25 protein-coding genes are annotated in these 22,478 nt (G+C 66.2%); 6 read left to right on the forward strand and 19 right to left on the reverse strand.

Annotated elements, in window-relative coordinates:
• Positions 1–18 precede the first annotated feature (18 nt).
• The 3 genes from fliR to IPM73_11825 all read left to right on the forward strand — a co-directional run bounded on the left by fliR (position 19) and on the right by IPM73_11825 (position 1,978).
• Entirely contained in the window at positions 19–795 is a 777-nt protein-coding gene (fliR, locus tag IPM73_11815) for a flagellar biosynthetic protein FliR (protein ID MBK8918697.1), read from the forward strand.
• A gap of 155 nt (positions 796–950) precedes the next feature.
• The gene (locus IPM73_11820) at positions 951–1,244 is read left to right on the forward strand and encodes a hypothetical protein (GenBank protein MBK8918698.1); all 294 of its coding nucleotides are present in this window, start codon (positions 951–953) and stop codon (positions 1,242–1,244) included.
• 143 nt (positions 1,245–1,387) lie between these two features.
• Positions 1,388–1,978, forward strand: a complete 591-nt coding sequence (locus IPM73_11825; protein ID MBK8918699.1) for a hypothetical protein — start codon at positions 1,388–1,390, stop codon at positions 1,976–1,978.
• Between the two features lie 90 nt (positions 1,979–2,068).
• Here the strand turns inward: IPM73_11825 and IPM73_11830 are convergent, their stop codons facing one another.
• The 12 genes from IPM73_11830 to flgB are packed head-to-tail and all read right to left on the reverse strand — an operon-like array spanning position 2,069 to position 12,943.
• Positions 2,069–2,542: a hypothetical protein gene (locus IPM73_11830; GenBank protein ID MBK8918700.1), complete on the reverse strand. Its 474-nt coding sequence runs from the start codon at positions 2,540–2,542 to the stop codon at positions 2,069–2,071.
• Positions 2,539–3,492: a flagellar hook-associated protein FlgL gene (gene flgL, locus IPM73_11835; GenBank protein ID MBK8918701.1), complete on the reverse strand. Its 954-nt coding sequence runs from the start codon at positions 3,490–3,492 to the stop codon at positions 2,539–2,541. The genes IPM73_11830 and flgL overlap by 4 nt, the downstream gene beginning before the upstream one ends.
• A gap of 10 nt (positions 3,493–3,502) precedes the next feature.
• Positions 3,503–5,668 (reverse strand): flagellar hook-associated protein FlgK, encoded by a 2,166-nt coding sequence (gene flgK / locus IPM73_11840; protein ID MBK8918702.1) that lies wholly within the window; start codon positions 5,666–5,668, stop codon positions 3,503–3,505.
• A gap of 45 nt (positions 5,669–5,713) precedes the next feature.
• Positions 5,714–6,661 carry a flagellar assembly peptidoglycan hydrolase FlgJ gene (gene flgJ, locus IPM73_11845; GenBank protein MBK8918703.1) on the reverse strand — a complete coding sequence of 316 codons (948 nt, stop codon included), beginning with the start codon at positions 6,659–6,661 and terminating at the stop codon, positions 5,714–5,716.
• A 60-nt stretch (positions 6,662–6,721) separates the two neighbouring features.
• Complete coding sequence (locus tag IPM73_11850) at positions 6,722–7,822, reverse strand: flagellar basal body P-ring protein FlgI (protein MBK8918704.1); 1,101 nt, start codon at positions 7,820–7,822, stop codon at positions 6,722–6,724.
• A gap of 24 nt (positions 7,823–7,846) precedes the next feature.
• Positions 7,847–8,509, reverse strand: a complete 663-nt coding sequence (locus IPM73_11855) for a flagellar basal body L-ring protein FlgH (GenBank protein ID MBK8918705.1) — start codon at positions 8,507–8,509, stop codon at positions 7,847–7,849.
• 8 nt (positions 8,510–8,517) lie between these two features.
• On the reverse strand, positions 8,518–9,300 hold the full coding sequence (gene flgG, locus IPM73_11860; GenBank protein ID MBK8918706.1) for a flagellar basal-body rod protein FlgG: 783 nt from the start codon (positions 9,298–9,300) through the stop codon (positions 8,518–8,520).
• 20 nt (positions 9,301–9,320) lie between these two features.
• Positions 9,321–10,064, reverse strand: a complete 744-nt coding sequence (locus IPM73_11865) for a flagellar basal body rod protein FlgF (protein MBK8918707.1) — start codon at positions 10,062–10,064, stop codon at positions 9,321–9,323.
• Between the two features lie 28 nt (positions 10,065–10,092).
• Positions 10,093–11,400 (reverse strand): flagellar hook protein FlgE, encoded by a 1,308-nt coding sequence (flgE, locus tag IPM73_11870; protein MBK8918708.1) that lies wholly within the window; start codon positions 11,398–11,400, stop codon positions 10,093–10,095.
• Between the two features lie 11 nt (positions 11,401–11,411).
• Positions 11,412–12,098 carry a flagellar hook assembly protein FlgD gene (locus IPM73_11875; protein MBK8918709.1) on the reverse strand — a complete coding sequence of 229 codons (687 nt, stop codon included), beginning with the start codon at positions 12,096–12,098 and terminating at the stop codon, positions 11,412–11,414.
• 12 nt (positions 12,099–12,110) lie between these two features.
• Entirely contained in the window at positions 12,111–12,521 is a 411-nt protein-coding gene (gene flgC / locus IPM73_11880; GenBank protein MBK8918710.1) for a flagellar basal body rod protein FlgC, read from the reverse strand.
• A 17-nt stretch (positions 12,522–12,538) separates the two neighbouring features.
• Complete coding sequence (flgB, locus tag IPM73_11885; GenBank protein ID MBK8918711.1) at positions 12,539–12,943, reverse strand: flagellar basal body rod protein FlgB; 405 nt, start codon at positions 12,941–12,943, stop codon at positions 12,539–12,541.
• 186 nt (positions 12,944–13,129) lie between these two features.
• Here flgB and flgA point away from each other — a divergent pair, with 186 nt between their 5' ends.
• The 3 genes from flgA (at position 13,130) to IPM73_11900 (ending at position 14,639) form a co-directional block, all read left to right on the forward strand.
• A complete protein-coding gene (flgA, locus tag IPM73_11890) occupies positions 13,130–13,825 on the forward strand; it encodes a flagellar basal body P-ring formation protein FlgA (protein MBK8918712.1) in 696 nt (231 codons plus the stop codon).
• Positions 13,826–13,890: 65 nt separating this feature from the next.
• Positions 13,891–14,175, forward strand: coding sequence for a flagellar biosynthesis anti-sigma factor FlgM (gene flgM / locus IPM73_11895; GenBank protein MBK8918713.1), 285 nt, complete (start codon positions 13,891–13,893; stop codon positions 14,173–14,175).
• A complete protein-coding gene (locus tag IPM73_11900; protein ID MBK8918714.1) occupies positions 14,175–14,639 on the forward strand; it encodes a flagellar protein FlgN in 465 nt (154 codons plus the stop codon). The genes flgM and IPM73_11900 overlap by 1 nt, the downstream gene beginning before the upstream one ends.
• Here the strand turns inward: IPM73_11900 and motD are convergent.
• From motD to flhB, 7 genes are read right to left on the reverse strand one after another with little or no spacing between them, the layout of a single operon-like run.
• Positions 14,623–15,420, reverse strand: coding sequence for a flagellar motor protein MotD (gene motD / locus IPM73_11905; protein ID MBK8918715.1), 798 nt, complete (start codon positions 15,418–15,420; stop codon positions 14,623–14,625). The two genes, IPM73_11900 and motD, sit on opposite strands and share 17 nt — an antisense overlap.
• Positions 15,420–16,160: a flagellar motor protein gene (locus IPM73_11910; GenBank protein ID MBK8918716.1), complete on the reverse strand. Its 741-nt coding sequence runs from the start codon at positions 16,158–16,160 to the stop codon at positions 15,420–15,422. Before IPM73_11910 ends, motD begins: the two co-directional genes overlap by 1 nt.
• Positions 16,153–16,905 (reverse strand): RNA polymerase sigma factor FliA, encoded by a 753-nt coding sequence (locus IPM73_11915; protein ID MBK8918717.1) that lies wholly within the window; start codon positions 16,903–16,905, stop codon positions 16,153–16,155. The genes IPM73_11910 and IPM73_11915 overlap by 8 nt, the downstream gene beginning before the upstream one ends.
• Complete coding sequence (locus IPM73_11920; GenBank protein MBK8918718.1) at positions 16,905–17,792, reverse strand: AAA family ATPase; 888 nt, start codon at positions 17,790–17,792, stop codon at positions 16,905–16,907. Before IPM73_11920 ends, IPM73_11915 begins: the two co-directional genes overlap by 1 nt.
• The gene (gene flhF / locus IPM73_11925) at positions 17,785–19,167 is read right to left on the reverse strand and encodes a flagellar biosynthesis protein FlhF (protein ID MBK8918719.1); all 1,383 of its coding nucleotides are present in this window, start codon (positions 19,165–19,167) and stop codon (positions 17,785–17,787) included. The genes IPM73_11920 and flhF overlap by 8 nt, the downstream gene beginning before the upstream one ends.
• The gene (flhA, locus tag IPM73_11930) at positions 19,164–21,248 is read right to left on the reverse strand and encodes a flagellar biosynthesis protein FlhA (protein MBK8918720.1); all 2,085 of its coding nucleotides are present in this window, start codon (positions 21,246–21,248) and stop codon (positions 19,164–19,166) included. The genes flhF and flhA overlap by 4 nt, the downstream gene beginning before the upstream one ends.
• Positions 21,249–22,382, reverse strand: coding sequence for a flagellar type III secretion system protein FlhB (gene flhB, locus IPM73_11935; protein ID MBK8918721.1), 1,134 nt, complete (start codon positions 22,380–22,382; stop codon positions 21,249–21,251).
• Positions 22,383–22,478: the final 96 nt, after the last annotated feature.

Consider the following 22,478-nt stretch of genomic DNA (forward strand, 5'->3'; position numbering starts at 1 on the left):
CCGCCAGCGAGCCTGAAGATGATCGCCCTCACCTCCGCGCAGCTCGACGCCTGGATGGCGGCCTTTCTCTATCCCCTGACGCGCATCCTGGGCGTCTTCGCCTTCGCCCCCCTGCTGGGCAGTGCCGGCGTGCCGCGCCGCATCCGTCTGGTCCTGGGCCTGGCCATCGCCGTTGCCCTGGCCCCCATGCTGCCGCCCATGCCGGACGTGGCGCCGGCCTCCGGCACCGGATTCGGCATCCTGATCGAGCAGGCCCTCATCGGCGTGGGCATGGGCTTCGCCATGCGGGTGGTGTTCAGCGCGGTGGAAATCGCGGGGGAATTCATCGGCCTGCAGATGGGCCTGGGCTTCGCCACTTTCTACGACCCGCTCTCCAGCGGCCAGACCCCGGTGGTCACCGAGTTCATGAATCTCCTGGCGCTCCTGGTGTTTCTTGCCCTGAACGGCCCTCTGCTCTACGTCGCCACCCTGGCCCAGAGCTTCACCGCCCTGCCGGTGGGCGCCGGCCTGGGCGCCACGAGCTGGCGCAATCTCGCCGAACTGGGCAGCGTCATGTTCTCGGCCGGACTGCTGCTCGCGCTGCCGGTGCTGGTCTCCCTCATCATCACCAACCTGGCCCTCGCCGTGCTCACCCGGGCCTCTCCGCAACTGAACATCTTCGCCGTCGGCTTCCCCATTACCCTGGCGGTGGGCCTCATTGCCCTGGGGGCCAGCCTGGGCTACCTGGCAGCGCCCCTGCAGACCCTCTTCGAGCAGGGACTCGCCTCCATGCTGGGCTTCGCACGACTGCGCTGATCGGGCGCGCCCGAAAAAATCACAGGCTCTGAGTCAGCCTCCGGTGGACGATGCAGGCGATGCGTCCCTCCGCAAACACGGCGCAGGGCTGCCACAAGTGCCGTTTCGCCGTAAAGTTACGCCGTGGAAAGCCCTCGTGGATATCGGGAGGATCGATGAATGCCAGAGACCTCGAAGCGGCGCTGCTCGAGCGCTGCTCCGTCGCCGCGCGGGACGATGCACAGGCTGCCCGGGATCAGCGGGAGGCCAATGTCTTTTACCTGGCAGCCATGCTTGTCCGGTCTCGTTTCCCGTGCGCGTCGAGCAGCTTGCTGCAAGCAAGCGATCGGTATTTCGCCGTCCATCCGGAAGAGCGGCTGGCTCCTGGCGACATCGTGAGGAAGGGCTGGATCCCAAGTCTGCCCCGCATGAGGGACATGTTGGCCCACCACCTGGTGGGATTGGCCTGACAGCCTGTGCATGAACCCAGACCGCTTGCCAATCCCCGGAATGCCTGGTGCCCTTGACCTTCACGCGACTCCGCAATGCTCACCCCGCGGAGGCCGGGGAACGCGCCGACCCTGTTTGTCTCTCTCGCAGAACGGCAAAATCCATGGCGAAAACCCCATTCCTTCACACTGACACGGCACTGGCCGGCGGGCTGAAGACCCTTTTCTTGCAGCTCGAAGAGCGACTCGCCCTGGACCGCCCCATGAACGTGTACCTCGCCGGCGGCATGGCCGTCCATCTCTACACCGCGAATCGTGTCACCACGGACGTGGATGCCGCATTCGGGGGGCGGGTCCATATTCCCAATGATCTGGTGGTCGAAGTTGGCCTGGAGGACGGAAGCAAGCAAATCCTTTACCTCGACACCCACTACAACTCGACCTTTGCGCTCATGCGCGAGGACGCTTTGCAGGACGCCATCCCCATCGACCTGGGCACCGAGCAATTACAGCTGCGCGTACTCTCCCCCGTCGATCTCGCGGTCAGCAAGATTGCCCGCCTTGCCGCCAACGACCGGGAGGATATTGCCGCTCTGGTCCGCCGCGGCCTGACGACGGCGGACGCCATCGAGCGGCGTGCAACTTCCGCCCTGGCAGACTTCGTCGGTGGAGAGGCGCTGCTGCGACTCAATCTGCGTGACGTCGTGGCCCTGGCACGGCAGATCGAAGCCGCGGGCCCGGCGGCCCCAAAGTGAGCAAGGGGAGCGGCGGCAATCTGCCACAACCCCGCCCATCTTCCACACGCGCTGGCCAGGCCTCCAGAGATTGCAAGCCCTCCGCGTCCCTCAGCGGGCTGCGTTCTGCAGGAAGGAGTCGGCTTCGCGCCGCTGCACCAGACGGATGACGCCGTCGGCGACGCGGCGGGCACCCACGGTCTGGGAGTCGATGCCTTCGGTGTACTCGACGATCTGGTAGCCGCCGTAGCCCAGGTCGCCCTGGAGCTGGGCGGCGCGGCGGCGCAGGGCCTGGATGGATTCGCCGGCGCCTCCGGTGTGGTAGCGCTTCATGCGCAGCGCGAGGCGGAAGGTGTCTTCGTCCACGCGGGTTTCCTCGATATCCCAGTTGGGCGCCAGGGGGTCGTAGATCAAGTAGATGGCGCCCACGACCAGGGCGCCGGTCGCCAGCCGGGAGAGGGAAAGGCTCGTCTTGGCGGTAAGCAGGAGCTTCTTGTCCGGAATGAGCGGGCTGGAATTGGAACCGGGGCTGGAGCAGCCAGCCAGGATCAGAGCCGCCGAGGCGAGGGCTAGCGCACGCCTCATAGGATGTTGAACAGGGAAAGCTGGTTGACCTGCTTGAAGGAAAGCTGGGCTGCCTGAAGCTGCAATTGCTCCTGGGTAAGATTGGAGATGGCCTCGGCGTAGTCGATGTCCTGCAGGTCCGAGAGGCGCTGCTGGTACTGGAATTTCTGGTCTTCGCCCAGGGAGGTCAGCGATTGCAGGCCTTGCATGCGGGCGCCGACGTCGGCCCGGATACGGGAGACGTGGTCTATGGCGGCATGCAGATCATCTATCCCCTGAGTGTACGCCGCAGCCGTGTAGGCGACGCCGCTGTTGGGATCCAGGATGTCGATGACGTTCTGCACCGAGTCGAAGAGGCTGCGGCCGGTGACCGTGCCGCTGCCGTCCCGCACCTGCATGAAGAGCGACTGGCCGTCGACGGCGGTGTTCATGGTCTGGGTGGCATTGGCCTGGACCGCCCGGGGGCCGGTGTCGCCCTGGTAGCTGACGTAGAGATTGCCCAGGTTGTAGGTACCACCGCTGCCGACCACCTGGAAGGGCTGCACCTGGGTGCGGGTGCCCGAGAACATGTAGAGCCCGCTGGCGTCGCGGCCGTTGGCGACGGTCAGGATGTTCTGGAAGCGCTGCTTGAGCTCTTCGGCGATCATGCCCTTCTGGGCCGGGCTGTAGGAGCTGTTGCCGGCCTGGATGGCCTTTTCCAGGATGCTTTGCAATTCCCCCACCAGGTTGCCCAGTTGGCTGTCCACTGCCTTCAGGGCCGTGCTCGCGGCGGCCTGGTTGGTGAGGAACTGGTCGTTGACCTGCTTGGTCTGGGTGACCTCCAGGGCCTCGGAGGCCCCGATGGGGTCGTCCTTGGGGGTGAGAATCTTGCGCCCGGTGGACAACTGCTCCATGAAGCGCGCCAGTTCGGTCTGGTTGCGCTGGATGCCCTGGAGGCCGGAATCGAAAATCTGGGAGGTGCTGATACGCATGGTGCTTACCTCAACCCAATTCGAGGATGGTGTCGAACAAACGGCTGCCGACTTCGAGCATTTTGGCCGAAGCCTGGTAGGCCTGCTGGAACTTGATGAGATTGGCCGCCTCTTCGTCCAGATTGACGCCGGAAAGGGCCTGGCGCGCCGCTTCGGACTGCTCCAGGAGCGCCTGCTGCGCGTTGTTCTTGACCTGGGCCTGGCGGGTGCGGATGCCGTTGTCGGCCACCATCTGCGAATAGGCCGACTGGTAGGTGGCCGAGCCGCCGGCCATGGTGTTGCGGGTCTGCAGCCCGGCCAGGAGCAGGCCGTTGCGGTTGTCGTCCACGCCGCCGGCGTTGGTGGCCAGGGTGAAGCTGTCGCCGTTGCCCGGAGTGCCGGTAAGGGTGAAGGTGAGGCCGTCGAAGCCCACCCGGGCGATGGCGCTGCCGCCGTTGCTCAGATTGACGCTGCCCGCAGTCGTCACGTCCGAAGTCCCGTCGGCGTAAAACACCGTCACCGACGTTCCCACCGGAAAGCCCGACAGCGTCCCGGCCCCCGTATCGACGCTGAGGCTCAGGGGCAGATTGGCGAGGCTGTAGCCGGTGCTGACGCCGCCCTGGCTGAGAGTGAGGGTGCCCGTATTGGTGAGGGCCGCCTGGCTGCGCACCGGCGCGGCAGCGGCGACGAGGCGGGGATCGGTGGCGAAGCGCGCGTCCACGTCGATATTGCGGGCGATGCTGCGCGTGGGCTGGAGGGTGAAGTTGTCGCCGGCATCGCCCACCGCGGTGATGTCGATGGACAGGCCATCCACCACCACCGTTCCGATTCCGGTGCCGGCGGCCACCGCGGTGCCATCCGACAGACGGGTGATGGTGTAGGCCCCCCCGGCGCCGAAGGCGATCTTGTAATCGCTGCCGGTCAGGCGGGTAAACAGGCTGCCGTCGGTCACATCGACGCTGCCGGAAGAGATGTTGGGCAACACGAGGGCGTTGCCGGTGGCGCTGTTGACCGTGGTCTGCAAGGTGGCGAGGCTGGTATCGGACCAGGACTGGCCGTCGCTCGCCCGGGTCAGCGTATAGGTGCCGGCGGCGAAGGAGAGGGAAAAACGGCTGTCGGCGGCCGGGTCGACGAAGCTCGCGCTGATGGCGCCGCTGCCGGTGTTATTGGTATTGGGCGTCACGTCCGGGGTGCCGATGAGGAAAAAGTCCTCCACCAGCCCGGAACCGCTCACATTGCCCAGGAGATCGCGCCCCAGGGCGTGCTGGGCATTGAAGGTGAGCGCCATGGAGGCGGCGATGCGCCCCAACTGGTTGTAGGCGGTGTCGAGGGCCTCGCTGCGGAAGCTCAGCAGGCCGGACAGTTCGCCGCCGGTAATCAGGAATTCCGCCAGTTCCTGGGTTCCCCCGGCGGTCTGGAGCCCCACGGCGATTTTGCTCGGATCGGCGGAGGAGGCCAGGGAAGTCATGCTCATGGCCTGGGTGCCGATGACCAGTTGCTGGCCGGTCCCGACGAAGACGTTGAAGCTGCCGTCGCTGTTGGTGGTGGTGGTGACCTTGACCCGCTCGTTGAGCTCGGCCACCAACTGGTCCCGCTGGTCGAGGAGGTCGTTGGCCGGCTGTCCGAAGGAGGCCTCGGCGATGATGATGCGCTGGTTGAGGTCGGCGATCTGGCTGGCGTAGGCATTCACCTCGGTCACCACGGCCTGGATGCGGCCATTGACCTCGTCGTTCAACTGGTCGAGACGGTTTTCCAGGGTATGGAAGCGATCCACCAGGGTCTGGGCGGTGGACACCATGGTCTGGCGGGCGGGCAGTTGGGAAGGGTTGGCTGCCATCTGCTGCACGCCGGCGAAGAAATCCTGCAGGGCCGGCGAGAGACCCGCGTTGGCATCGGCCAGCATGTCGTCGATCTGGCCGATCTCGTCCAGATAGACGCCCAGTTGGCTCACATTGGTCTGGGCGTAATTGACCTGATTGGCGAGAAAGCCGCTGTAGAGGCGCTGCACGGTCACCACCCTCACCCCCTGCCCCAGCGATCCGGCGCCGGTCATCACCGCGGTATTGGTGGCCTGAATGGTGCGCTGGCGGTTGTAGCCGTCGGTATTGGCGTTGGTGATGTTGTGTTCGGTGACCAGCAGCGCCATCTGCGCCGCCGCCAATCCCGATACACCGATGCTGTAGATGCCTGTGCTCATATTCGTCCTCTGCTGAGGAGGTTAACGGCGCGTGCCGGCCAATGTTTAGCCGATCAATGCCTGCCGCAGGGTGGGGCCGCTGATGATGCGGGAAAGCTTTTCGGCATAGGCCGGATCGGTGGCGTAGCCGGCCTGTTGCAGGCGCCGGGCGAATTCCGCCCCGTCCTGGGAACCGATGACGCCGCCGTAGCGGGGATTGTTGCGCAGGAGCGCCGCGTAATCCTGGAACGCCTCGGCGTAGGATCCGTAGGCCCGGAAGCGCTCGCTCACCTGCTGCGGCACGCCGTCCACGTATTCCGTAGTCTGGGCCTCGACGGTGGCGCCGGTCCAGCCTCGTCCGGCCTTGATGCCGAACAGGTTGTAGCTGCCGCTGCCGTCGGAGCGCCGCGGTTCGCTGCGACCCCAGCCGCTTTCCAGGGCGGCGTGGGCCACCAGGAACTGGGGGGGAATGCCGGTGGAACGGCTGGCTTCGACGGCGTGGGGCCAGACGCGATTGACGAAGTCCCGCGCCGAGGCCGGGGCGGCGGCTTCGCCCGGCACGGGCGGGACGCCCGCAGCCTGGGCGGCGGAGAGGGAGGCCACCCCGCGGCCCGCAAGGGCCCCCGGGCGCAAGTCCGGCAGACCGGTGGGCACGGCAGCCGCCCCCGGGAGGCCCAGGGCGCCGACCCCGTCGCCGGAGTTCTTCAGATACTGCCCCAGTTGTTCCTCGATCAATCGGGCAAAGCCGAGTCCCTTGCCGGAAGCGAGGTTCTGCGCCAGCTGCTGATCGAGGAGCCCGGTGTAGAAGCGGGTCTGGTCGCTGTCCAGCAGGCCGTCCTGGGGCGTCGCATCGCGCATGCTCTTCATGACCATCTGCAGGAACAGGGTCTCGAACTGGCGCGCCGCTTCCTTCAATCCCTGCTGCGGATCCCGGGCCAGAGCCTCGCGGATGTCCTGACTGACGCGGGCATCCACCGCCAGCCGGTTGGGGGTGTCCTGAATCTTGATCGCCATGGTGACAGGGGGTCTCCGGCGCGGCTCAGACCGGGCGAAACCCGTGGAAGGGCCACCGCATCAGATCACCTCCAGTTCGGCGCGCAGGGCGCCGGCGGCCTTCATGGCCTGGAGGATGGCCAGCAGATCGAGGGGATTGGCCCCCAGGGCATTGAGCGCCTTGACCACGTCGGCGAGGTTGGCCCCGGCCTTGACGCTCATCAGGCTGCCGTTGTCCTGCTTGACCTGGATATCGGTGGTCGGGGCCTGGGCCAGCCCACCGGGCTGTTCGCCAACGACGACGGAGAGATTGCCGTGGGCCACGGCGCAGCTTTCCAGAGTGACCGTCCGGTTCATGACCACCGAGCCGGTGCGGGGATTGACGATGACCTTGGCGGCAGAAATCGCCGGCGTGACTTCCAGATTGTCCAGTCGCCCCAGGAAGGCGACCCGGGCGTCGGCTTCGTCCGGTGCCCGCACCCGGATCTGCCGGCCGTCCACCGCCTGGGCCACGTTGCGCCCCAGGGCGGCGTTGATGGCCTCGACCACTTTCTGGGCCGTGCCGAAGTCGGCGCTGGCCAGTTCGTAGTGGATGTAGGGGCCGTTGCCCACCGGCGTTGGCACTTCGCGCTCGACCGTCGCGCCGGCCGGGATGCGGCCCGCCGACAGGTGGTTGACCGTGACCTTGGCGCCCCCCGCCGAGGCACCGGCGCCGCCCACCAGCACGTTGCCCTGGGCGATGGCGTAAACCTGGCCGTCGGCACCCTTCATGGGGGTCATGAGCAGGGTGCCGCCCCGCAGGCTCTTGGCGTTGCCCAGGGAGGAAACGGTCACGTCCATGGCCTGCCCGGCCTTGGAGAAGGGCGGCAGGCTGGTGGTGACCATGACCGCCGCGGCGTTTTTCAGCTGGAGCTTGGCGGCTTGGTCGGCGGACAGGGTGATGCCCATCTGGGCCAGCATGTTGGCGATGGCCTGGGTGGTGAAGGGCGTCTGGGTGGTCTGGTCACCGGTGCCGTCCAGGCCGACGACGATGCCGTAACCGATGAGCTGGTTGCTGCGCACCCCCTGGATACTGGCCAGGTCCTTGATGCGCTCGGCCTGGGCCGTACCCGCCAGGAGTGCGCAGCAGCCGGCGGCGAGGATTGCCGCCTGCCGGAACCAATTGCCGCTCGATGTCTTCATTTGCCGCCTCCGGCCGTATTTTTCCTAGAACGGCAGAACACTAAGGAAGAAGCGTGCCAGCCAGCCGATGGTTTCCGAGTCGGCAATCTGGCCGGCGGATTTGTATTCGATGCGGGCGTCGGCGATCTTGGACGAGGGCACGGTGTTGGTGGAATCGATGAACACCGGATTGACCACGCCCGAGACGCGCACGTATTCCTGCTCCTTGCCGATGGCGACCTGCTTTTCGCCGGAAACCAGGAGATTGCCGTTGGGCAGGACCTCGATGACCGTGGCGGTCATGGTGCCGTTGAACAGGTTGCGGTTGCCGGCGTTGCCCTTGCCCTCGAAGGCGGTCGTGCTGGAGGCATCCAGCCCGAGACCCCGCAGGCCCTTGCCCGGCAGGCGGGAGACGGTGTTGACCTCCGCCGACATGGTGCTGGTCCGGTCGATCTTGGCGTTCGACGTCGTCGAAGCCGAGGTGCTCTCGGTGATGGTGACGGTGAGGGTGTCGCCGACGAAGCGCGCCCGGTGGTCCTCGAAGAGCGGCCGGCTGTAGCCTGCCTGATAGATGGCACCCCGGCCGACGGCCATGGCCGGGCGATCGGCGGGCCGCGTGGTCATGGGCTGATGGACGTTGGTCGGCGGAACGGTCTGGCAGGCGGCGAGGAGAAGGGCCACCAGCGCGAGGGAAGCGAGGCTTTTCATGGCGCGACTCACAACTGGGTCAGGCGACCCAGCATCTGGTCGGACGTGGACACCACCTTGGAATTGAGTTCGTAGGCCCGTTGGGTCTGGATCATGGTCACCAGCTCCTCGGCCACATTGACATTGGAGGTTTCCACATAGCCCTGGCTGACGATGCCGGCGCCGTTGGTCCCCGGGGTATTGGGGGTGGGGGCGCCGCTGGCGGCGGTTTCCTGGAACAGGTTCTGCCCCAGGCTTTGCAGGCCGCCCGGGTTGATGAAGGTGGCCAGCTGGATCGAGCCGATCTGGGTGGCGGTGGCGCTGCCGGTCTGGGTGACGGTCACGGTGCCGTCCTGACCGATGGACATGGACAGCGCATCGGCGGGAATGGTGATCGCCGGAGAAAGGGGAAAGCCGTCGGCGGTGACGATCTGGCCTTGATTGTCCTTCTGGAAGGAGCCGTCCCGGGTGTAGCCCGTGGTGCCGTCCGGCAGGAGGATCTGGAAAAAGCCGTTGCCCTGGACGGCAATATCGAGGGAATTGTCTGTCTTCTGCACATTGCCCTGGGTAAACACCCGGGCCACGGCCACCGGCCGCGCCCCCGTCCCGATCTGGAGGCCGGTGGGGATCTGGGTCTGCTGCGAGGACTGGGCGCCGGGCTGACGCAGGGTCTGGTAGAGCAGATCCTCGAACACGGCCCGGCCCCGCTTGTAGCCGTTGGTGCTGACGTTGGCCAGGTTGTTGGCGATGACGTCGAGCTGGGTCTGCTGGGCATCGAGACCGGTGCGGGCAATCCAGAGGGAGCGGATCATGGCATATTCCTAAGAGTGAATCATGCGGCCAGCGCAAGGAGCTGGTCGGCGCGCTGGGCGTTGCCTTCGGCGTTCTGCATCATCTTGATCTGCATCTCGAACTGGCGGGACAGGCTGATGAGATTGACCATGGCATCGACCACATTGACGTTGCTGCCTTCCAGGGCACCGGAATTGAGACGCACCTGATCGTCCACCGGCGCGGCTTCGCCGCCCCGCAGGCGGAAGAAGCCATCGTCCCCGCGCACCAGATCGGCCTCGGGGGGATTGACCAGCTTGATGCGCCCCACGGCGTTGGAACTGTTGGGCGTACCGAAGGAAGGCACCACGGAGACCGTGCCGTCGGGAGCAATTTCCACCACGTTGTCCGGTGGCACGTTGATGGGCCCGCCATCGCCCGCGACGGTCTGGCCGGCCTTGGTTTGCAGCAGGCCATTCACATTGACATCCAGGCTGCCGGCCCGGGTGTAGGCCTCGCTGCCGTCCGGCATCTGGAGAGCGATCCAGCCGCGGCCGCGTACCGCCACGTCGAGATTGCGGCCGGTGTACATGAGGGGGCCCTCGTCGAAGACATCGGCCACCGTCGCGTCTACCACGAAGGCCCGCGTCGGCACGCCCTCGCCGAGGACTGGCACGGCGCGGAAACGATGCTCCTGCGCCTTGAAGCCGATAGTGCTGGCGTTGGCCAGGTTGTGCGCATTGCCCGCCTGTTGCAGGAAGGTATGCTTGGCCCCGGTCATCGCGGTGTAGATCAGGCGATCCATGCTGGCGCTCCCGTCGTTTCAGAATCGATCAGCGCAGGTTGACCAGGGTCTGGAGAATCTGGTCCTGGGTCTTGATCGACTGGGCGTTGGCCTGGTAATTGCGCTGCTGCGTAATGAGGTTGACCAGTTCCGCCGTGAGATCCACGTTGGATTCTTCCACCGTCGCCGAGCTGAGCACCCCCAGGCTGGAGGTGTTGGGGGCTCCCACCAGGGCCGGACCGGAATCCGAGGTTTCCGTCCATTGATTGTTGCCCAGGGACTGCAAACCATTGGGATTGGTGAAATTGGCCAGCACCACCTGCCCCTGGTTGAAGGTCTGTCCGTTGCTGTAGCGGCCCTGGATGACGCCATCGTTGCCCACCGAGAGACCCACCAGATGGCCCGCGGTGTAACCGTCCTGCTCGATCCGGTTGGTGCCGAAGGGGCTGCCGAACTGCGTGCTGCCGGTGAAATCGATATTGAAGGCCAGGGGGGTCGCCGCGCCGTTGGTATTGCCCAGACTGGTCCCTACGTTGTTCAGATCGATGGAGATGGCCACCGGGTTGCCGCTGTTCAATTGCCCCGAGGTGTTGAAGTTCAGGGTTCCCAAGGGGCCGGTGGATCCGCTGTTCTGGTTGGTGGTGCCATCGACGTTGCCATAGACCTCCCAGTCCCCGGCGGTGGCCGCCTTGCGGAAATACATGGTCAGGGTGTGGGCGTTGCCCAGGGTGTCGTACACCGAAAGCGCGGTGGAAAAATTGTAGGTCAGGGGGTCCGGCGTCCAGCCGGCGACGGTACCGGCCCCGGGACCGTCGGCCCAGGCGCTGGTGGGCACCGTTTCCCGGGAATCCAGGTTGATGTTGGCCTTGACGCCATTGAAGGTCGAACTGGTGTTGGACCCGGTCGCCACCGGCGCCAGATCCGAGGCCGAAATCTGCAGGGCGACGGGCGTGGAGGCCGTGATGATGCCGGACTGGGCCGGGTAGCCGGTGAGGCGCATGCCCTGGTCGTTGATGACGTAGCCGTTCTTGTCCAGGTGGAACTGGCCGTTGCGGGTATAGGTCACCGCACCGTTGTTGTCCATGCGGAAGAAGCCGGCACCGTTGATCGAAATATCCAGGGGATTGTTGGTGGTGGTGATGTTGCCCTGGGTGAATTGCTGCTGCACGGCCGACAGACTGACCCCGATGCCCACTTGGCTGGAGCCGCTGCCGGCCAGGGAATTGGCATAGACGTCGGAAAAATGGGAAACCGCGCCCTTGTAGCCGACCGTACTGGCATTGGCGATATTGTTGCTGGTGACGTCGATGGCCTTGGACGCCGTATTGAGCCCGCTCAGACCTTGTTGGAATGCCATGATCTATCCCCTCAGTAAATTTCTTGCACGTCGTTGAAGGCAAAATCGCCGAGACTGCCGAGATCGAGCACGAAGCCGTTGCCGCTGCGGGTCACGGCACCCACCAGCCCCAATTGAAGCGCGGTGGGCGTGAGCGTCTTGCTGTCCTGGGTGGCCGTCACCTTGAAGCTGTAACTGCCGTCGGGGACCGCGCCGCCGGCGTTGTTCTTGCCGTCCCAGAGGAAGGTGGCGGTGCCGGCTTCGTATTCGCCCAGATTGGCCGTGCGTACCAGGTTGCCGGACTTGTCGAAGACCTGGACCTGCACGTTATCCACCGCCTGGTCGAGCTTGAAGCCCGCCGCGGCGACGCCTTCGGACAGGTTGATATTCTTGCCCGGCACCAGCACGGTTTTGCCAATGATGCCCGCCGCCTGCATGGCCTGGGCGTTGTTGTAGCCGTCGAGCAGCTTGGTCAGGGTGGCGTTGAGCCTTTCGATGCCATTGACCGTGTTGATCTGGGCAAGCTGGGTGGTGACCTGGGCGTTGTCCAGCGGATTGAGCGGATCCTGGTTCTTGATCTGCGTCATCAGCAGGGTGAGGAAGCGATCCTCCATGGCCTCGGTGGTCGATTTGCTCTTGGTGGTGCTCGAGGTGCCGTTGAGGGAGGCGAAGAGGTCTGCCGCCGATGCGGCAGCGCTGGTGGATGAGGTCGTTGCCATGGTTCAGTCCTCCTACTGGCCGATCTGAAGAGTGCGCATCATCATGTTCTTGGCGGTGTTCATGACCTCCACATTGCTCTGGTAGGAGCGCGAGGCGGAAATCATGTTGGTCATTTCCTCGACCACGTTCACGTTGGGGAAGGCGACGTAGCCCTTCTCGTCGGCGGCGGGGTTCTTGGGGTCGTACACCATGCGGGGCGGCGACGCGTCCTCGACCACCTGGCGCACCCGCACCCCCCGGGCCCCGTCGCTGCCACCGGCCACCGGAACGGCCTCGAAGACGACCTGCTTCGCCCGGTAGGGCCGCCCATCGGAAGAGACGATGCTGTCGGCGTTGGCCAGATTGGACGCCACGGCGTTGAGACGCATGGACTGAGCGGTCATGGCGCTCGAGGAGATGTGAAAGACGTTGAACAGGCTCATGCGATGGGCTCCAGGCGTCAGGATTGAGTGCTGAGGGCAGCCTTGAGGCCCTGCAGGCGGTCGCCCACCAGACGGGCCAGGATGTCGTATTGCAGGGCGTTCTCGGCCATCTGAGCGCGCTCCACGTCCATATCCACCGTGTTGCCGTCGACCGCCGACTGGGTTTCCTTGCGGTAGGCCAGGGGGGCCGAAGCCGCGGCGGACCCGCCCTCCAGGTGGCGATCGGAGCTGCGGCTGAGGGTCAGGTCGCCCAGCCCGCGCCCGCTCATGGCCTGGGCCATGGCAGAACGGAAGTCGAAATCCCGCGCCTTGTAGTTGGGGGTATCGGCGTTGGCGATATTGGCGGCGAGCACCTGATGGCGCTCGGCGCGCAGGCCGATGGCGGTGCGCAGGGAGTCCAGACTGGCGGCGATGCTTTGCATGGGCTTTTCCAAATAGACGTTGCGCCAGCCCTTTTGCAGGAAGCATGCCAGGGGCTGAAATACGCGGAACCTGCGCCCCGGGGCCCTCCCGCCAGGGGCACGAGGGGTCCGTTTCGGCAAGGATCGGCAAAACTTGCCGCCGCCGCTATTCCGCCTTGCCGCCCCCTTGGGCACAATGGCGAGGCCATGCCCCTCCCACGTCCCCGCGCACTGCTTCTGCTCTTCGCTTCGTGCTGCACCCTCCCCGGGGTCTCCCCGGCGACCGAGGCAGACCCCATCCTCGCGCTGGCCGAGCGCCATGCGCGGGAGCAAATCCGTGCCCTGCCAGGCCGGGTCAGCATCGAGATGGGGCGCCTCGACCCACGCACCAGACTGCCGCCCTGCCCCGCGCCGCAGGCCTATACCCCGCCGGGCGCCCGCCCCATGGGCAAGACCCAGGTCGGCGTGCGCTGCACCGCGCCGCGGGCCTGGAACGTCCTCATTCCCGTCCACGTGCGGGTCACGGGAAGCTATGTGAGCACCGGGCGCGCCCTGCCCGCCGGTCACCTGATCCAGGCCGAAGATCTGATCTCCAGCGAAGGGGAACTCGACAGCCTGCCCGCGGGCACCGTCACCGACCCGGCCGCCGTGGTAGGCAAGACCCTGCGCAACGCCCTGGCCGCCGGTCAGCCCCTGCGGTCCCAGCAGGTGCAGGCGCCCCTGGTCATCCGCCAGGGCCAGACGGTCCGGGTGATTTCAAGAGGTTCCGGCTTCGCCGTCAGTGCCGAGGGGCGCGCGGTGAACGACGCCGCAGCGGGCCAGTTGGTGCGGGTGCGCCTGTCGGAGAAGCAGGTGGTGTCCGGTACCGCGACGGCCGACGGCAGCGTCGAATTAAATTTCTGACTCAAGTCTTGCCGATTTGGGCCGATAATCCGGGTGAATCGAAAAAGTTTCCCGCAGGTGACTCCGTGAAAATCGACAATACCCTCAAGCCCACGACCCCCCAGGCCACCGCCCGGACCAGTGCCCCAAAGCCAGCGGCCACGTCCGGCACCGCTGCCGCCGACGTACACCTGAGCAGTCTGGCGGCCGACCTGGCCGGCGGCGACGATACGCCGCCCATCAACGCCGCCCGGGTGGCCGAAATCCGCCAGGCCATCAGCGAAGGGCGATTCACCATCGACTCCGGGGTGATCGCCGATCGCCTCATCGCGACGGCGCGCGAGTTGCTGCAAGGCCAGCGCAAGGCTTGATGTCCTCCCCCGCCGCCATCATCGGGCGGGAACTGGCGCTCGTCGAGCGCTTCCTCGCCGCACTTCTCGAAGAACAGGCCCTCCTGCGCCGGGGGGCGACGCAAGGTCTGGAAGGCTTTGTCCAGGCAAAGGCGGAATTGGCCCGGGATCTGAACGCCGTCTCGGCGGAGCGGGAAAGCTGGCTCGCGGCCCAGGGCAGCGACGCCGGACGGCGGGGAATGGAAGGCTGGCTCGCCCGCAATCCGGGGGATGAAATTTCGCGGCAGGCCTGGATGACGCTGATCGCCCGGGCCGAGGAAGCGCAAGCGGCCAACACGCTGAACGGCCAGTTGATCGCCCAGCGGCTGCACACCACCCATCAGGCCCTGGCCATTCTCTCCGCCGAGTCCCCGGCTGCGGGCCTTTACGGCCGCGACGGCCAGGCTGCCCTCGGCACGGGCAGCCGCATCATCGACTCGGCGTAGGCGCCCCCGCAGCAGCCTGGGGCACCTCGGTGGGCTCTTCCGGGCGGTTGGAGTCGATCAGGATGCTCACCCGCCGGTTGCGACCCCGGCCTTCCGGCGTGGTATTGGTTTCCAGGGGCCGGGTTTCCCCGTAACCGATGGCCGTGAGGCGCTCCGCCCCGACGCCGGAGTCGTTGAACAGGCGCAGCACCGTGGTGGCGCGCAGGGCGGAAAGCTCCCAGTTGGAAGGAAACTGCGGCGTGGCGATGGGAACGTTGTCGGTGTGGCCTTCGATGGTGATGGGAAAGTCCGTGGCCGCAAGAACCTGGGCGATGGCGCCCAGAGCACTCACCGAAGGGGCCTGGAGTCGCGCCTGGCCCGCGGCAAAGAGCACGCTGTCGTTGATTTCGATGGTCACGCCGCGGCTCGTTTCCAGAAGACGCACCTTGCCGGCGGCGACCAGGGGTTGCAGGGCTTCCATGATGTCCCTGGCCACGTTCTTCATCTTTTCCCGCTCGACCTTTTTCACCTCGGCCTGCCGGTCCACCTTGACCACCGGTTTGGGCGGCAGGACAGGCGCCCCCGGCGTCAGCGCAAGGGGTTGCCCGCCAGCCTGACCGGTGACGTTGCGAAAGGCGTTGGTGAGCGAATTGGACAGCACCTTGTACTTGCCCTCGTTGATCGACGAGAGGGCATACATGACGACGAAGAAGGCAAACAGCAGGGTGATGAAATCAGCGTAGGACACCAGCCAGCGTTCGTGGTTGGGGTGTTCCTCTTCCCGGTGCCTGCGGCGCGCCATCAAACAAGGTAGCCCTTGAGGCGGGCCTCGATGATGCGGGGGTTGTCGCCGACGGCGATGCCGATCAGCCCATCCACCAGCATTTCCCGGGCGGTGACCATGCGGCCGATGTAGTACTTGAGCTTGCCGGCGATGGGCAGGTAGATGAGGTTGGCGAGGCCGACGCCGTAGATGGTGGCGACGAAGGCCACCGCGATACCGGCGCCGAGTTTGGAAGGGTCGGTGAGATTTTCCATGACGTGGATGAGGCCCATGACCGCGCCGAGGATGCCGATGGTGGGCGAATAGCCCCCGGCGGCTTCCCAGATGCGGGCGGATTGCTTCATCTCTTCTTCGAAGGCATCGATCTCGACTTCGAGCAATTCCCGCAGGCGCTCCGGATCAGCGCCATCCACCAGCATCTGGAGGCCCTTCTTGGCAAAGGGATCCTTGAGCTGGGGGATGAAATTTTCCAGGGCCAGGAGCCCTTCGCGACGGGAGACCTGGCTCCAGCTCCCGATCTGGTCAATGAGCCGCTTCTGCTCGATGAGGGGAGGCACCCAGATCCAGCGGGCCATCTGGATGCCGCGCCGAAAGACGTGGAAGGGACTTTGCAGCAGGACCGCCCCCAAAGTGCCTCCGAGCACGATGAGCAGGGCGGTGGGCTGCACCAGGGAGGTGAGGTGCCCGCCTTCGAGAATCTGCCCCCCGACGATGGCGACGATGCCTATGGCCAGGCCGGCGATACTGATCTTATCCACGGGCCTTCTCCCGTCGCGGCTTGGCCGGAGGCTTGAGTTCGCCCAGCACCTGGCTGCGCAGGCGCGCGATGGCCTGGCTGTGGAGCTGGCAGACGCGGGACTCGGTGACGTCCATGACCTCGCCGATTTCCCTGAGATTGAGTTCCTGCTCGTAGTAGAGCGCCATGACCATGCGCTCCCGCTCCGGCAGGCGGTCGATGGCCGCCACCAGAACTTCGCGCAGGTTGTATTCCTCGATCAGGCGGGCGGGATCGGCCTTGTCGTCGGTGAAATGGCGCTCGAGGAAATCCTCGTCGCCTTCACCGGCGAAGTCTTCGAAATAGACGAGCTGATGGCCCCGGGCGTCGAGCAGGGTCTTCTGGTAATCGGCCAGGCTCATGCCGAGGGAATCGGCCAGCTCCCGCTCCGAGGGCGCGCGGCCCTGAGCCTGCTCCAGGGTGTGAATGGTGCTCTCGATGCGCCGCAGTTCGCGCCGGATGTGGCGGGGCAGCCAGTCGTTTTCGCGCAGGCCGTCCAGCATGGCGCCCCGGATGCGCTGGGTGGCGTAGGTCTCGAACTGGGCGCCGAAGCCCTCCTCGAAGCGGCCGATGGCGTCCAGAAGCCCGATCATGCCGTTCTGGACGAGATCGTCAAAGAGGACGTTGGAGGGGAGCCGCGCCATCAGGTGATAGGCGATGCGCTTCACCAGCGGAACGAAGCGCTGAACCAGCTGTTCCCTCTCCGGCTGACCAGCGGCGGTGTACATCAGATTCGGGGATGGGTGGTCGGGATGCGTTGGCTCAAGTGTAGCAGTTGCTGCATGAAGTGTTCGACACCGCCCGCCTCGGCCTCCTGCCGAGCCCAGCCGGCCATGGCAGCCGCGATGTCCCGGAAGGCTTCGGCGGCAGCCGACTCGGGAGCCGCGGAAACCACCGGGCGACAGAGCTGGCCAGTCTGGCGCATGGCCTCGTCCAGGGGCACCGAAGCGACGTACTCCAGGCGGGCGATGCCACGCTGCATCGCGACGTGGGCCATGTTGTCGAAAATGGCCCGGGCATCGGCTTCGCAACGCACCTTGTTGATCAGGATGCGGAAGTTCCGCCGCCCATGGACCTGACTGAGCTTCTTGATGGCGGTATAGGCTTCGGTGATCGACGCGCTGTTCCCGGAGAGGACGAACACGGTTTCCTGGGCGATGAGCCCCAGGGGCGAGAACCCCTGGCGGTGGCCGACGCCGGCGTCGATGAGGATGACGTCGATCGGGCGGGCCAGCCCCGCCACTGCTTCCAGGAGGATGTTCTGCTGGGCGCCATCGAGGGCGCCCAGCTTCTGGGCCGCCCGGGAGGCGGGAAGAATGTGCAGGCCGGGCTGCGGACGCACGAGGACCTGCTCCAGACTGCGTTCCTTCTGCACCACGTGCAGAAGGTCCCAGGGGGCGAGGAGTCCGAAGGCGGCAGCGAGGTCGTCGCCCCCCGAGGTTTCGTCGATGAGCAGCACCTCACGCCCCTGCCGGGCCAGCGCAACGCCCAGATTGGCGACGGAAGCGGTCTTGCCCACCCCGGCACAGCCGGCGGCAAAGCTCACCACCTGCAGATGGCCGCCGCCGAAGAGCCGCCGCAGTCCGGCAGCCTGATCGCTGCGGAAATCAGCCACGGGCACCCCCCGCCGCCGAGAGGCCGGCGCTGGCCATGAGCATGGCCGGTTCGCTGCCCGCCAGACGATGGGGGGATTCGGCGGGGAGATCCTTGAAGGCACGGTGCAGGAGATAGGTGCGATTGGGCAGGTGGATGTCTTCCGGCACGCGTTGGCCGTTGGAAACGTACAGGAGGCGCAGGCGGTGACGCATGATGACGTCGAGGGCGGTGGCCAGGCTGGCCGCCTCGTCGACCTTGGTCAGGATGCAGCCCGCCAGTCCGTCGCCCTGGTAGGCGCGCACCACGTCGTCCAGGGTGTCGCCACGGGAAGTGGAGGAGAGCAGCAGGAGGCGCTGCACGCGGCAGCCGGCCAGCATGCCGGTCAATTCGGGGACGAGCCGGTCCTTCTGGCTCATGCCCATGGTGTCGATGAGCACCATGTGCTTGTGGGCGAGTTCGGCCAGGGTCTGGGCCAGTTCGTTGGCGTCCTTCACCAGATGGACCGAAACGCCCAGGATGCGGCCGTAGATGCGCAACTGCTCGTGGGCGCCGATGCGGTAGCCGTCGGTGGTGACCAGGGCGACCTTGTTGGGGCCGTGCCGCATGACGCAACGGGCGGCGAGCTTGGCGGTGGTGGTGGTCTTGCCGACTCCGGTGGGGCCGACCAGGGCATAGACGCCGCCGCGGTCCACGATGTCGTCCTCGCTCCCCACGGTGATGAGGCTGCGGTCGGCGGCGCCCTTGACCCAGGCCATGGCCTGGGCGGCATCGAAGTCGGCGGGCAGGCCGGTGAGCACGTCGCGGGCGAACTGGGGTGAGAAGCCCGCGTCGAGCAACTGGCGCAGGGCCTCGGTCTTGGCGGGCGCCGAGCGGGACGCTTCGTTCCAGGTGAAGCCGGCCAGATGCTGCTCGACGATGCGCCGCAGGGAGCGGATTTCGTCCATGACTTCGGCCGGGACGACTTCCGCCTCCCGCCGGGGTTCGGGTGCCCGGGGTGCTTCCGGCACCGGCGCCATGGCCGGGCGCGGGGTTTCGAACTGGCGCAGGGCGCCAGTCCTGGGTATGCCGGCATTGACCAAGGGCATGGCGAGCGCAGCTTCACGCACCGGCACAGCCTCGGCAGCGGGGGCCGGTGCGCGGACCGGAGTCTGCCGGGGGGCGCTGCTCAGGCTGACCCGATAATCCTCGCCCTCCGGAGCCGCAGGCCGTTCGGCGGCAGGACGGTCGCTGCCGGCGGGCACGATCATCGCCATGTCCCGGGACGCCACGGCCATGATCTCCACGCCTCCCGGAATGCTCCGGTTGGAAAGGATGATGGCGTCGTTGCCCAGGGTCTCCTTCACTTTTTTCAACGCTTCGCGGGCGTTGGCGGCGATGAATTTTCTGACGTTCATGCTCTGCCTCCGATGATCGAGGTCACCTTGATGATGCGGGTTTCGGGAATTTCGTTATGGGCCAGAACCTTGAGCTGCGGCACCGAGCGGCGCAGGAAGCGCGACAGCAGCAGACGCAGGCTGGCCGGGACGATGAGGACGGCGGCCAGCCCCAGTTCCTCCTGGCGGCGGGCGGACTGCATCGTCTCCCGCACCAGGGTGTCGGCCAGGCCGGGCTCGAAGCTGGCGTTCTCGCCCCCGCCCGCGACGGCCTGGGCGAGCAGGCGCTCCAGGGAGGGATCCAGGGTCATGACCTGAACTTCGCCCGCCCCCGGGAAGAGTTGCTGGACAATGGCGCGTCCGAGGGCCGTGCGTACCTGGACGGTCAAATCGTCGGCGTTCTGGGTCCGCGGCGCGGCATCGGCCAGGGTTTCGATGATGGAGCGCACGTCGCGGATATGCACCCCCTCTTCCAGCAGGTTTTGCAGAACCTTCTGCAGGACGCCCAGGGGAAGGATCTTGGGGACGAGATCCTCGACCAGCTTGGGCATTTCCTTGCCCAGGTGATCGAGCAACTGCTGCACCTCCTGGCGCCCCAGAAGCTCGGCGGCGTGGGTGAGGATCAGGTGATTGAGATGAGTGGCGACCACGGTGGAGGAATCGACCACGGTGTAGCCCAGGGCCTGGGCTTGCTCGCGTTCGCCAGCGTTGATCCACACGGCGGGAAGCCCGAAGGCGGGGTCGGTGGTGGCGGTACCGGCGACGGTCCCGGCAACCCGCCCCGGGTTGATGGCCAGATACTGCCCGGGAAAGGCTTCGCCCCGGCCCACCTCGACGCCCTTGAGGAGGATGCGGTAGGCGTTGGGCTTGAGTTCCAGGTTGTCGCGGATATGGACCGGCGACACCAGGAAGCCGACTTCCTGGGCGAATTTCTTGCGGATGCCCCGGATGCGCCGCAGCAGTTCGCCATCCTGGGCCTTATCAACCAGGGGAATGAGACGATAGCCCACTTCCAGCCCGAGAACGTCGAGGGGGGCGACGTCGGCCCAACTGGCTTCCTGCACCTCGGGGGACGGCGCCGGGGCGACGGCGACGGGCGCGGGGATGGCCTTGGCCTCGGCGTCCATCATCCTCCACGTGGCCCAGCCCAGGACGGCAGCCATGAGGAGGAAGACCAGGTTGGGCATGCCCGGGATGAGCCCCAGCAGGCCGACAATACCGGCGGTAAGGGCCATGACCCGCCAGTTGCGGAACATTTGCCCGAGAAACTGCTGCCCCACGTCCCTGTCGTCGGACACCCGCGTCACCACCATGCCAGCGGCGATGGAGATGATGAGGCCGGGAACCTGAGCCACGAGACCGTCGCCGATGGTCAGCAGGGTGTAGTTGCGCGCGGCGAGGGCCACTTCCATGTTGTGCTGGAAGACGCCGACGATCAGACCGCCGACGACGTTGATGAGCATGATGACGATGCCGGCGATGGCATCGCCCCGCACGAACTTTGAAGCACCGTCCATGGAGCCGAAAAACTCGGCTTCCCGCGCAATATCGGTGCGCCGCCGGCGGGCATCCTCTTCACCGATGAGTCCGGCATTGAGGTCGGCATCGATGGCCATCTGCTTGCCCGGCATGGCGTCCAGGGTGAAACGCGCCGAGACCTCCGCCACGCGCCCGGCGCCCTTGGTGATCACGACGAAGTTGATGACCACCAGGATGAAGAAAACGATGATCCCGACCGCGAAATTGCCGCCCACCAGGAAGTGACCGAAGGCCTCGATGACCTTGCCGGCCGCATCGGGGCCGGTGTGGCCCTCGAGCATGACGATGCGCGTGGAGGCAACGTTGAGCGACAGGCGCAGCAGGGTCGTCACCAGCAGCACAGTGGGAAAGACCGAGAAGTCGAGGGTCTTGCGCGTATTGACGGCCACCAGGAGAACCAGGACCGACAGGGCGATGTTGAAGGTGAACAGCACATCCAGCAGAAAGGCCGGCAGGGGCAGGACCATCATCGCCAGGATGAGTAGCACGAGCACCGGCGCGGCAAGCTGGGTCAGGTTGAACCGGCCCAGCAGGTTCTGCACGCTCAGGGTGGCGCTGGCCATTTAGTTGGCCTCCGGCACGAGTTCGGCGGGAACGGGCAGATCGCGGGGGGGCACGGGAATCTGCCCGCCGCGCACCTTCCACTGGGAGAGCTGGTAGACGTAGGCGAGCACTTCGGCCACCGCCGCGTAGAGCTTGCCGGGAATTTCGGCATCCAGGTTCACGTGCTTGTACAGGGCCCGGGCCAGGGGCGGTGCCTCGAGCAGGGGCACGGCGTGGGCCGCGGCAATCTCACGCATGCGCCGGGCGATTTCGCCCGTGCCCTTGGCGACCACCCGGGGGGCCGCCATACCCTCCTGGTAAGCCAGGGCGACAGCGTAGTGGGTCGGGTTGGTCACCACCACGTCGGCCTTGGGAACCGCCGCCATCATGCGCTTGCGGGCGGCCTGCATCTGAAGGCTGCGGATGCGGCCCTTGACCTGGGGGTCGCCGAGCATTTCCTTCATTTCCTGCCGCACTTCGTCGCGCGTCATCTTCAGGCGATCAAAGTATTGCCAGAGCTGGAAGGGCACGTCAGCCACGACCACCAGGGCCAGGATGCCGACCAGAACCATGAAGGAAAAAACAACGAGGTGGCCGGCGTGTCCCACGCCCCGCTCGATGGGCTCCCCCACCAGACCGAAGATTTCATCCTGGGTATGCCACAGCAGCAGTGCGGCGACCCCGCCCACCAGGAGCGCCTTCAGGATGGCCTTGGTCAGTTCGGCCAGGCTGTGCCACGAGAACATGCGGCCGAAGCCGGTCAGGGGATTGAGCCGCTTCAGGTCGGGAGCCAGTGCCTTGGGCGCGAAAACCCAGGCGTTGAGAAAGAAGGGAGGAAGAAGCGCAGCCAGAACCAGCAGGGCGAGGAGCGGCGCCATGAGCAGCACGGCGTCACCGCCGATATCGGCAAAGCGCACCAGCATCTGACCGGGTTCCTTCAGGCTGCCGGAGTCGAGAGCAAGCCCCTTGCGGGTGAGCGCCAGGGCCCCCTGGGCGAACCAGCCGCCGGCCAGCCAAAGGGCCGAGGCGGAGACGATCAGGGTAAGAAAGGTGCCGAGTTCGCGGGAATGGGGGACCTGACCCTGCTCGCGGGCTTGCTCGAGTCGCCTGCCCGTGGGCGCTTCTGTTCTGTCGAGGTCGCTCTCTTCCGCCATGGCCGCTTCGCAGGTTACGTGCGGCTATTATAGGAAAAATTCAAGAAAATTAAATAGGTAGCCGTTACTTTTTAATTGGTTTCGAGGATGCCGCCG

The organism is Betaproteobacteria bacterium (assembly GCA_016720065.1).
GTDB lineage: Bacteria > Pseudomonadota > Gammaproteobacteria > Burkholderiales > Rhodocyclaceae > SSSZ01.

Excerpts from the sequence above, each read along its gene's own strand:
- flgJ (MBK8918703.1), bottom strand. The coding sequence starts at position 6,661 with ATGGCGATCAAGATTCAGGACACCCCCAACCGGCTGGCGGTGGATGCC.
- IPM73_11825 (MBK8918699.1), top strand. The coding sequence starts at position 1,388 with ATGGCGAAAACCCCATTCCTTCACACTGACACGGCACTGGCCGGCGGG.
- flhF (MBK8918719.1), bottom strand. The coding sequence starts at position 19,167 with ATGAACGTCAGAAAATTCATCGCCGCCAACGCCCGCGAAGCGTTGAAA.
- flgA (MBK8918712.1), top strand. The coding sequence starts at position 13,130 with ATGCCCCTCCCACGTCCCCGCGCACTGCTTCTGCTCTTCGCTTCGTGC.
- flgB (MBK8918711.1), bottom strand. The coding sequence starts at position 12,943 with ATGCAAAGCATCGCCGCCAGTCTGGACTCCCTGCGCACCGCCATCGGC.
- IPM73_11850 (MBK8918704.1), bottom strand. The coding sequence starts at position 7,822 with ATGAAGACATCGAGCGGCAATTGGTTCCGGCAGGCGGCAATCCTCGCC.
- IPM73_11865 (MBK8918707.1), bottom strand. The coding sequence starts at position 10,064 with ATGGATCGCCTGATCTACACCGCGATGACCGGGGCCAAGCATACCTTC.
- flhB (MBK8918721.1), bottom strand. The coding sequence starts at position 22,382 with ATGGCGGAAGAGAGCGACCTCGACAGAACAGAAGCGCCCACGGGCAGG.
- IPM73_11855 (MBK8918705.1), bottom strand. The coding sequence starts at position 8,509 with ATGAAAAGCCTCGCTTCCCTCGCGCTGGTGGCCCTTCTCCTCGCCGCC.
- IPM73_11830 (MBK8918700.1), bottom strand. The coding sequence starts at position 2,542 with ATGAGGCGTGCGCTAGCCCTCGCCTCGGCGGCTCTGATCCTGGCTGGC.
- flgE (MBK8918708.1), bottom strand. The coding sequence starts at position 11,400 with ATGGCATTCCAACAAGGTCTGAGCGGGCTCAATACGGCGTCCAAGGCC.
- motD (MBK8918715.1), bottom strand. The coding sequence starts at position 15,420 with ATGGCGCGCCGCAGGCACCGGGAAGAGGAACACCCCAACCACGAACGC.
- IPM73_11820 (MBK8918698.1), top strand. The coding sequence starts at position 951 with ATGAATGCCAGAGACCTCGAAGCGGCGCTGCTCGAGCGCTGCTCCGTC.
- fliR (MBK8918697.1), top strand. The coding sequence starts at position 19 with ATGATCGCCCTCACCTCCGCGCAGCTCGACGCCTGGATGGCGGCCTTT.
- flgK (MBK8918702.1), bottom strand. The coding sequence starts at position 5,668 with ATGAGCACAGGCATCTACAGCATCGGTGTATCGGGATTGGCGGCGGCG.
- flgC (MBK8918710.1), bottom strand. The coding sequence starts at position 12,521 with ATGAGCCTGTTCAACGTCTTTCACATCTCCTCGAGCGCCATGACCGCT.
- IPM73_11900 (MBK8918714.1), top strand. The coding sequence starts at position 14,175 with ATGTCCTCCCCCGCCGCCATCATCGGGCGGGAACTGGCGCTCGTCGAG.
- flgG (MBK8918706.1), bottom strand. The coding sequence starts at position 9,300 with ATGATCCGCTCCCTCTGGATTGCCCGCACCGGTCTCGATGCCCAGCAG.
- IPM73_11875 (MBK8918709.1), bottom strand. The coding sequence starts at position 12,098 with ATGGCAACGACCTCATCCACCAGCGCTGCCGCATCGGCGGCAGACCTC.
- flhA (MBK8918720.1), bottom strand. The coding sequence starts at position 21,248 with ATGGCCAGCGCCACCCTGAGCGTGCAGAACCTGCTGGGCCGGTTCAAC.
- flgL (MBK8918701.1), bottom strand. The coding sequence starts at position 3,492 with ATGCGTATCAGCACCTCCCAGATTTTCGATTCCGGCCTCCAGGGCATC.
- IPM73_11915 (MBK8918717.1), bottom strand. The coding sequence starts at position 16,905 with ATGTACACCGCCGCTGGTCAGCCGGAGAGGGAACAGCTGGTTCAGCGC.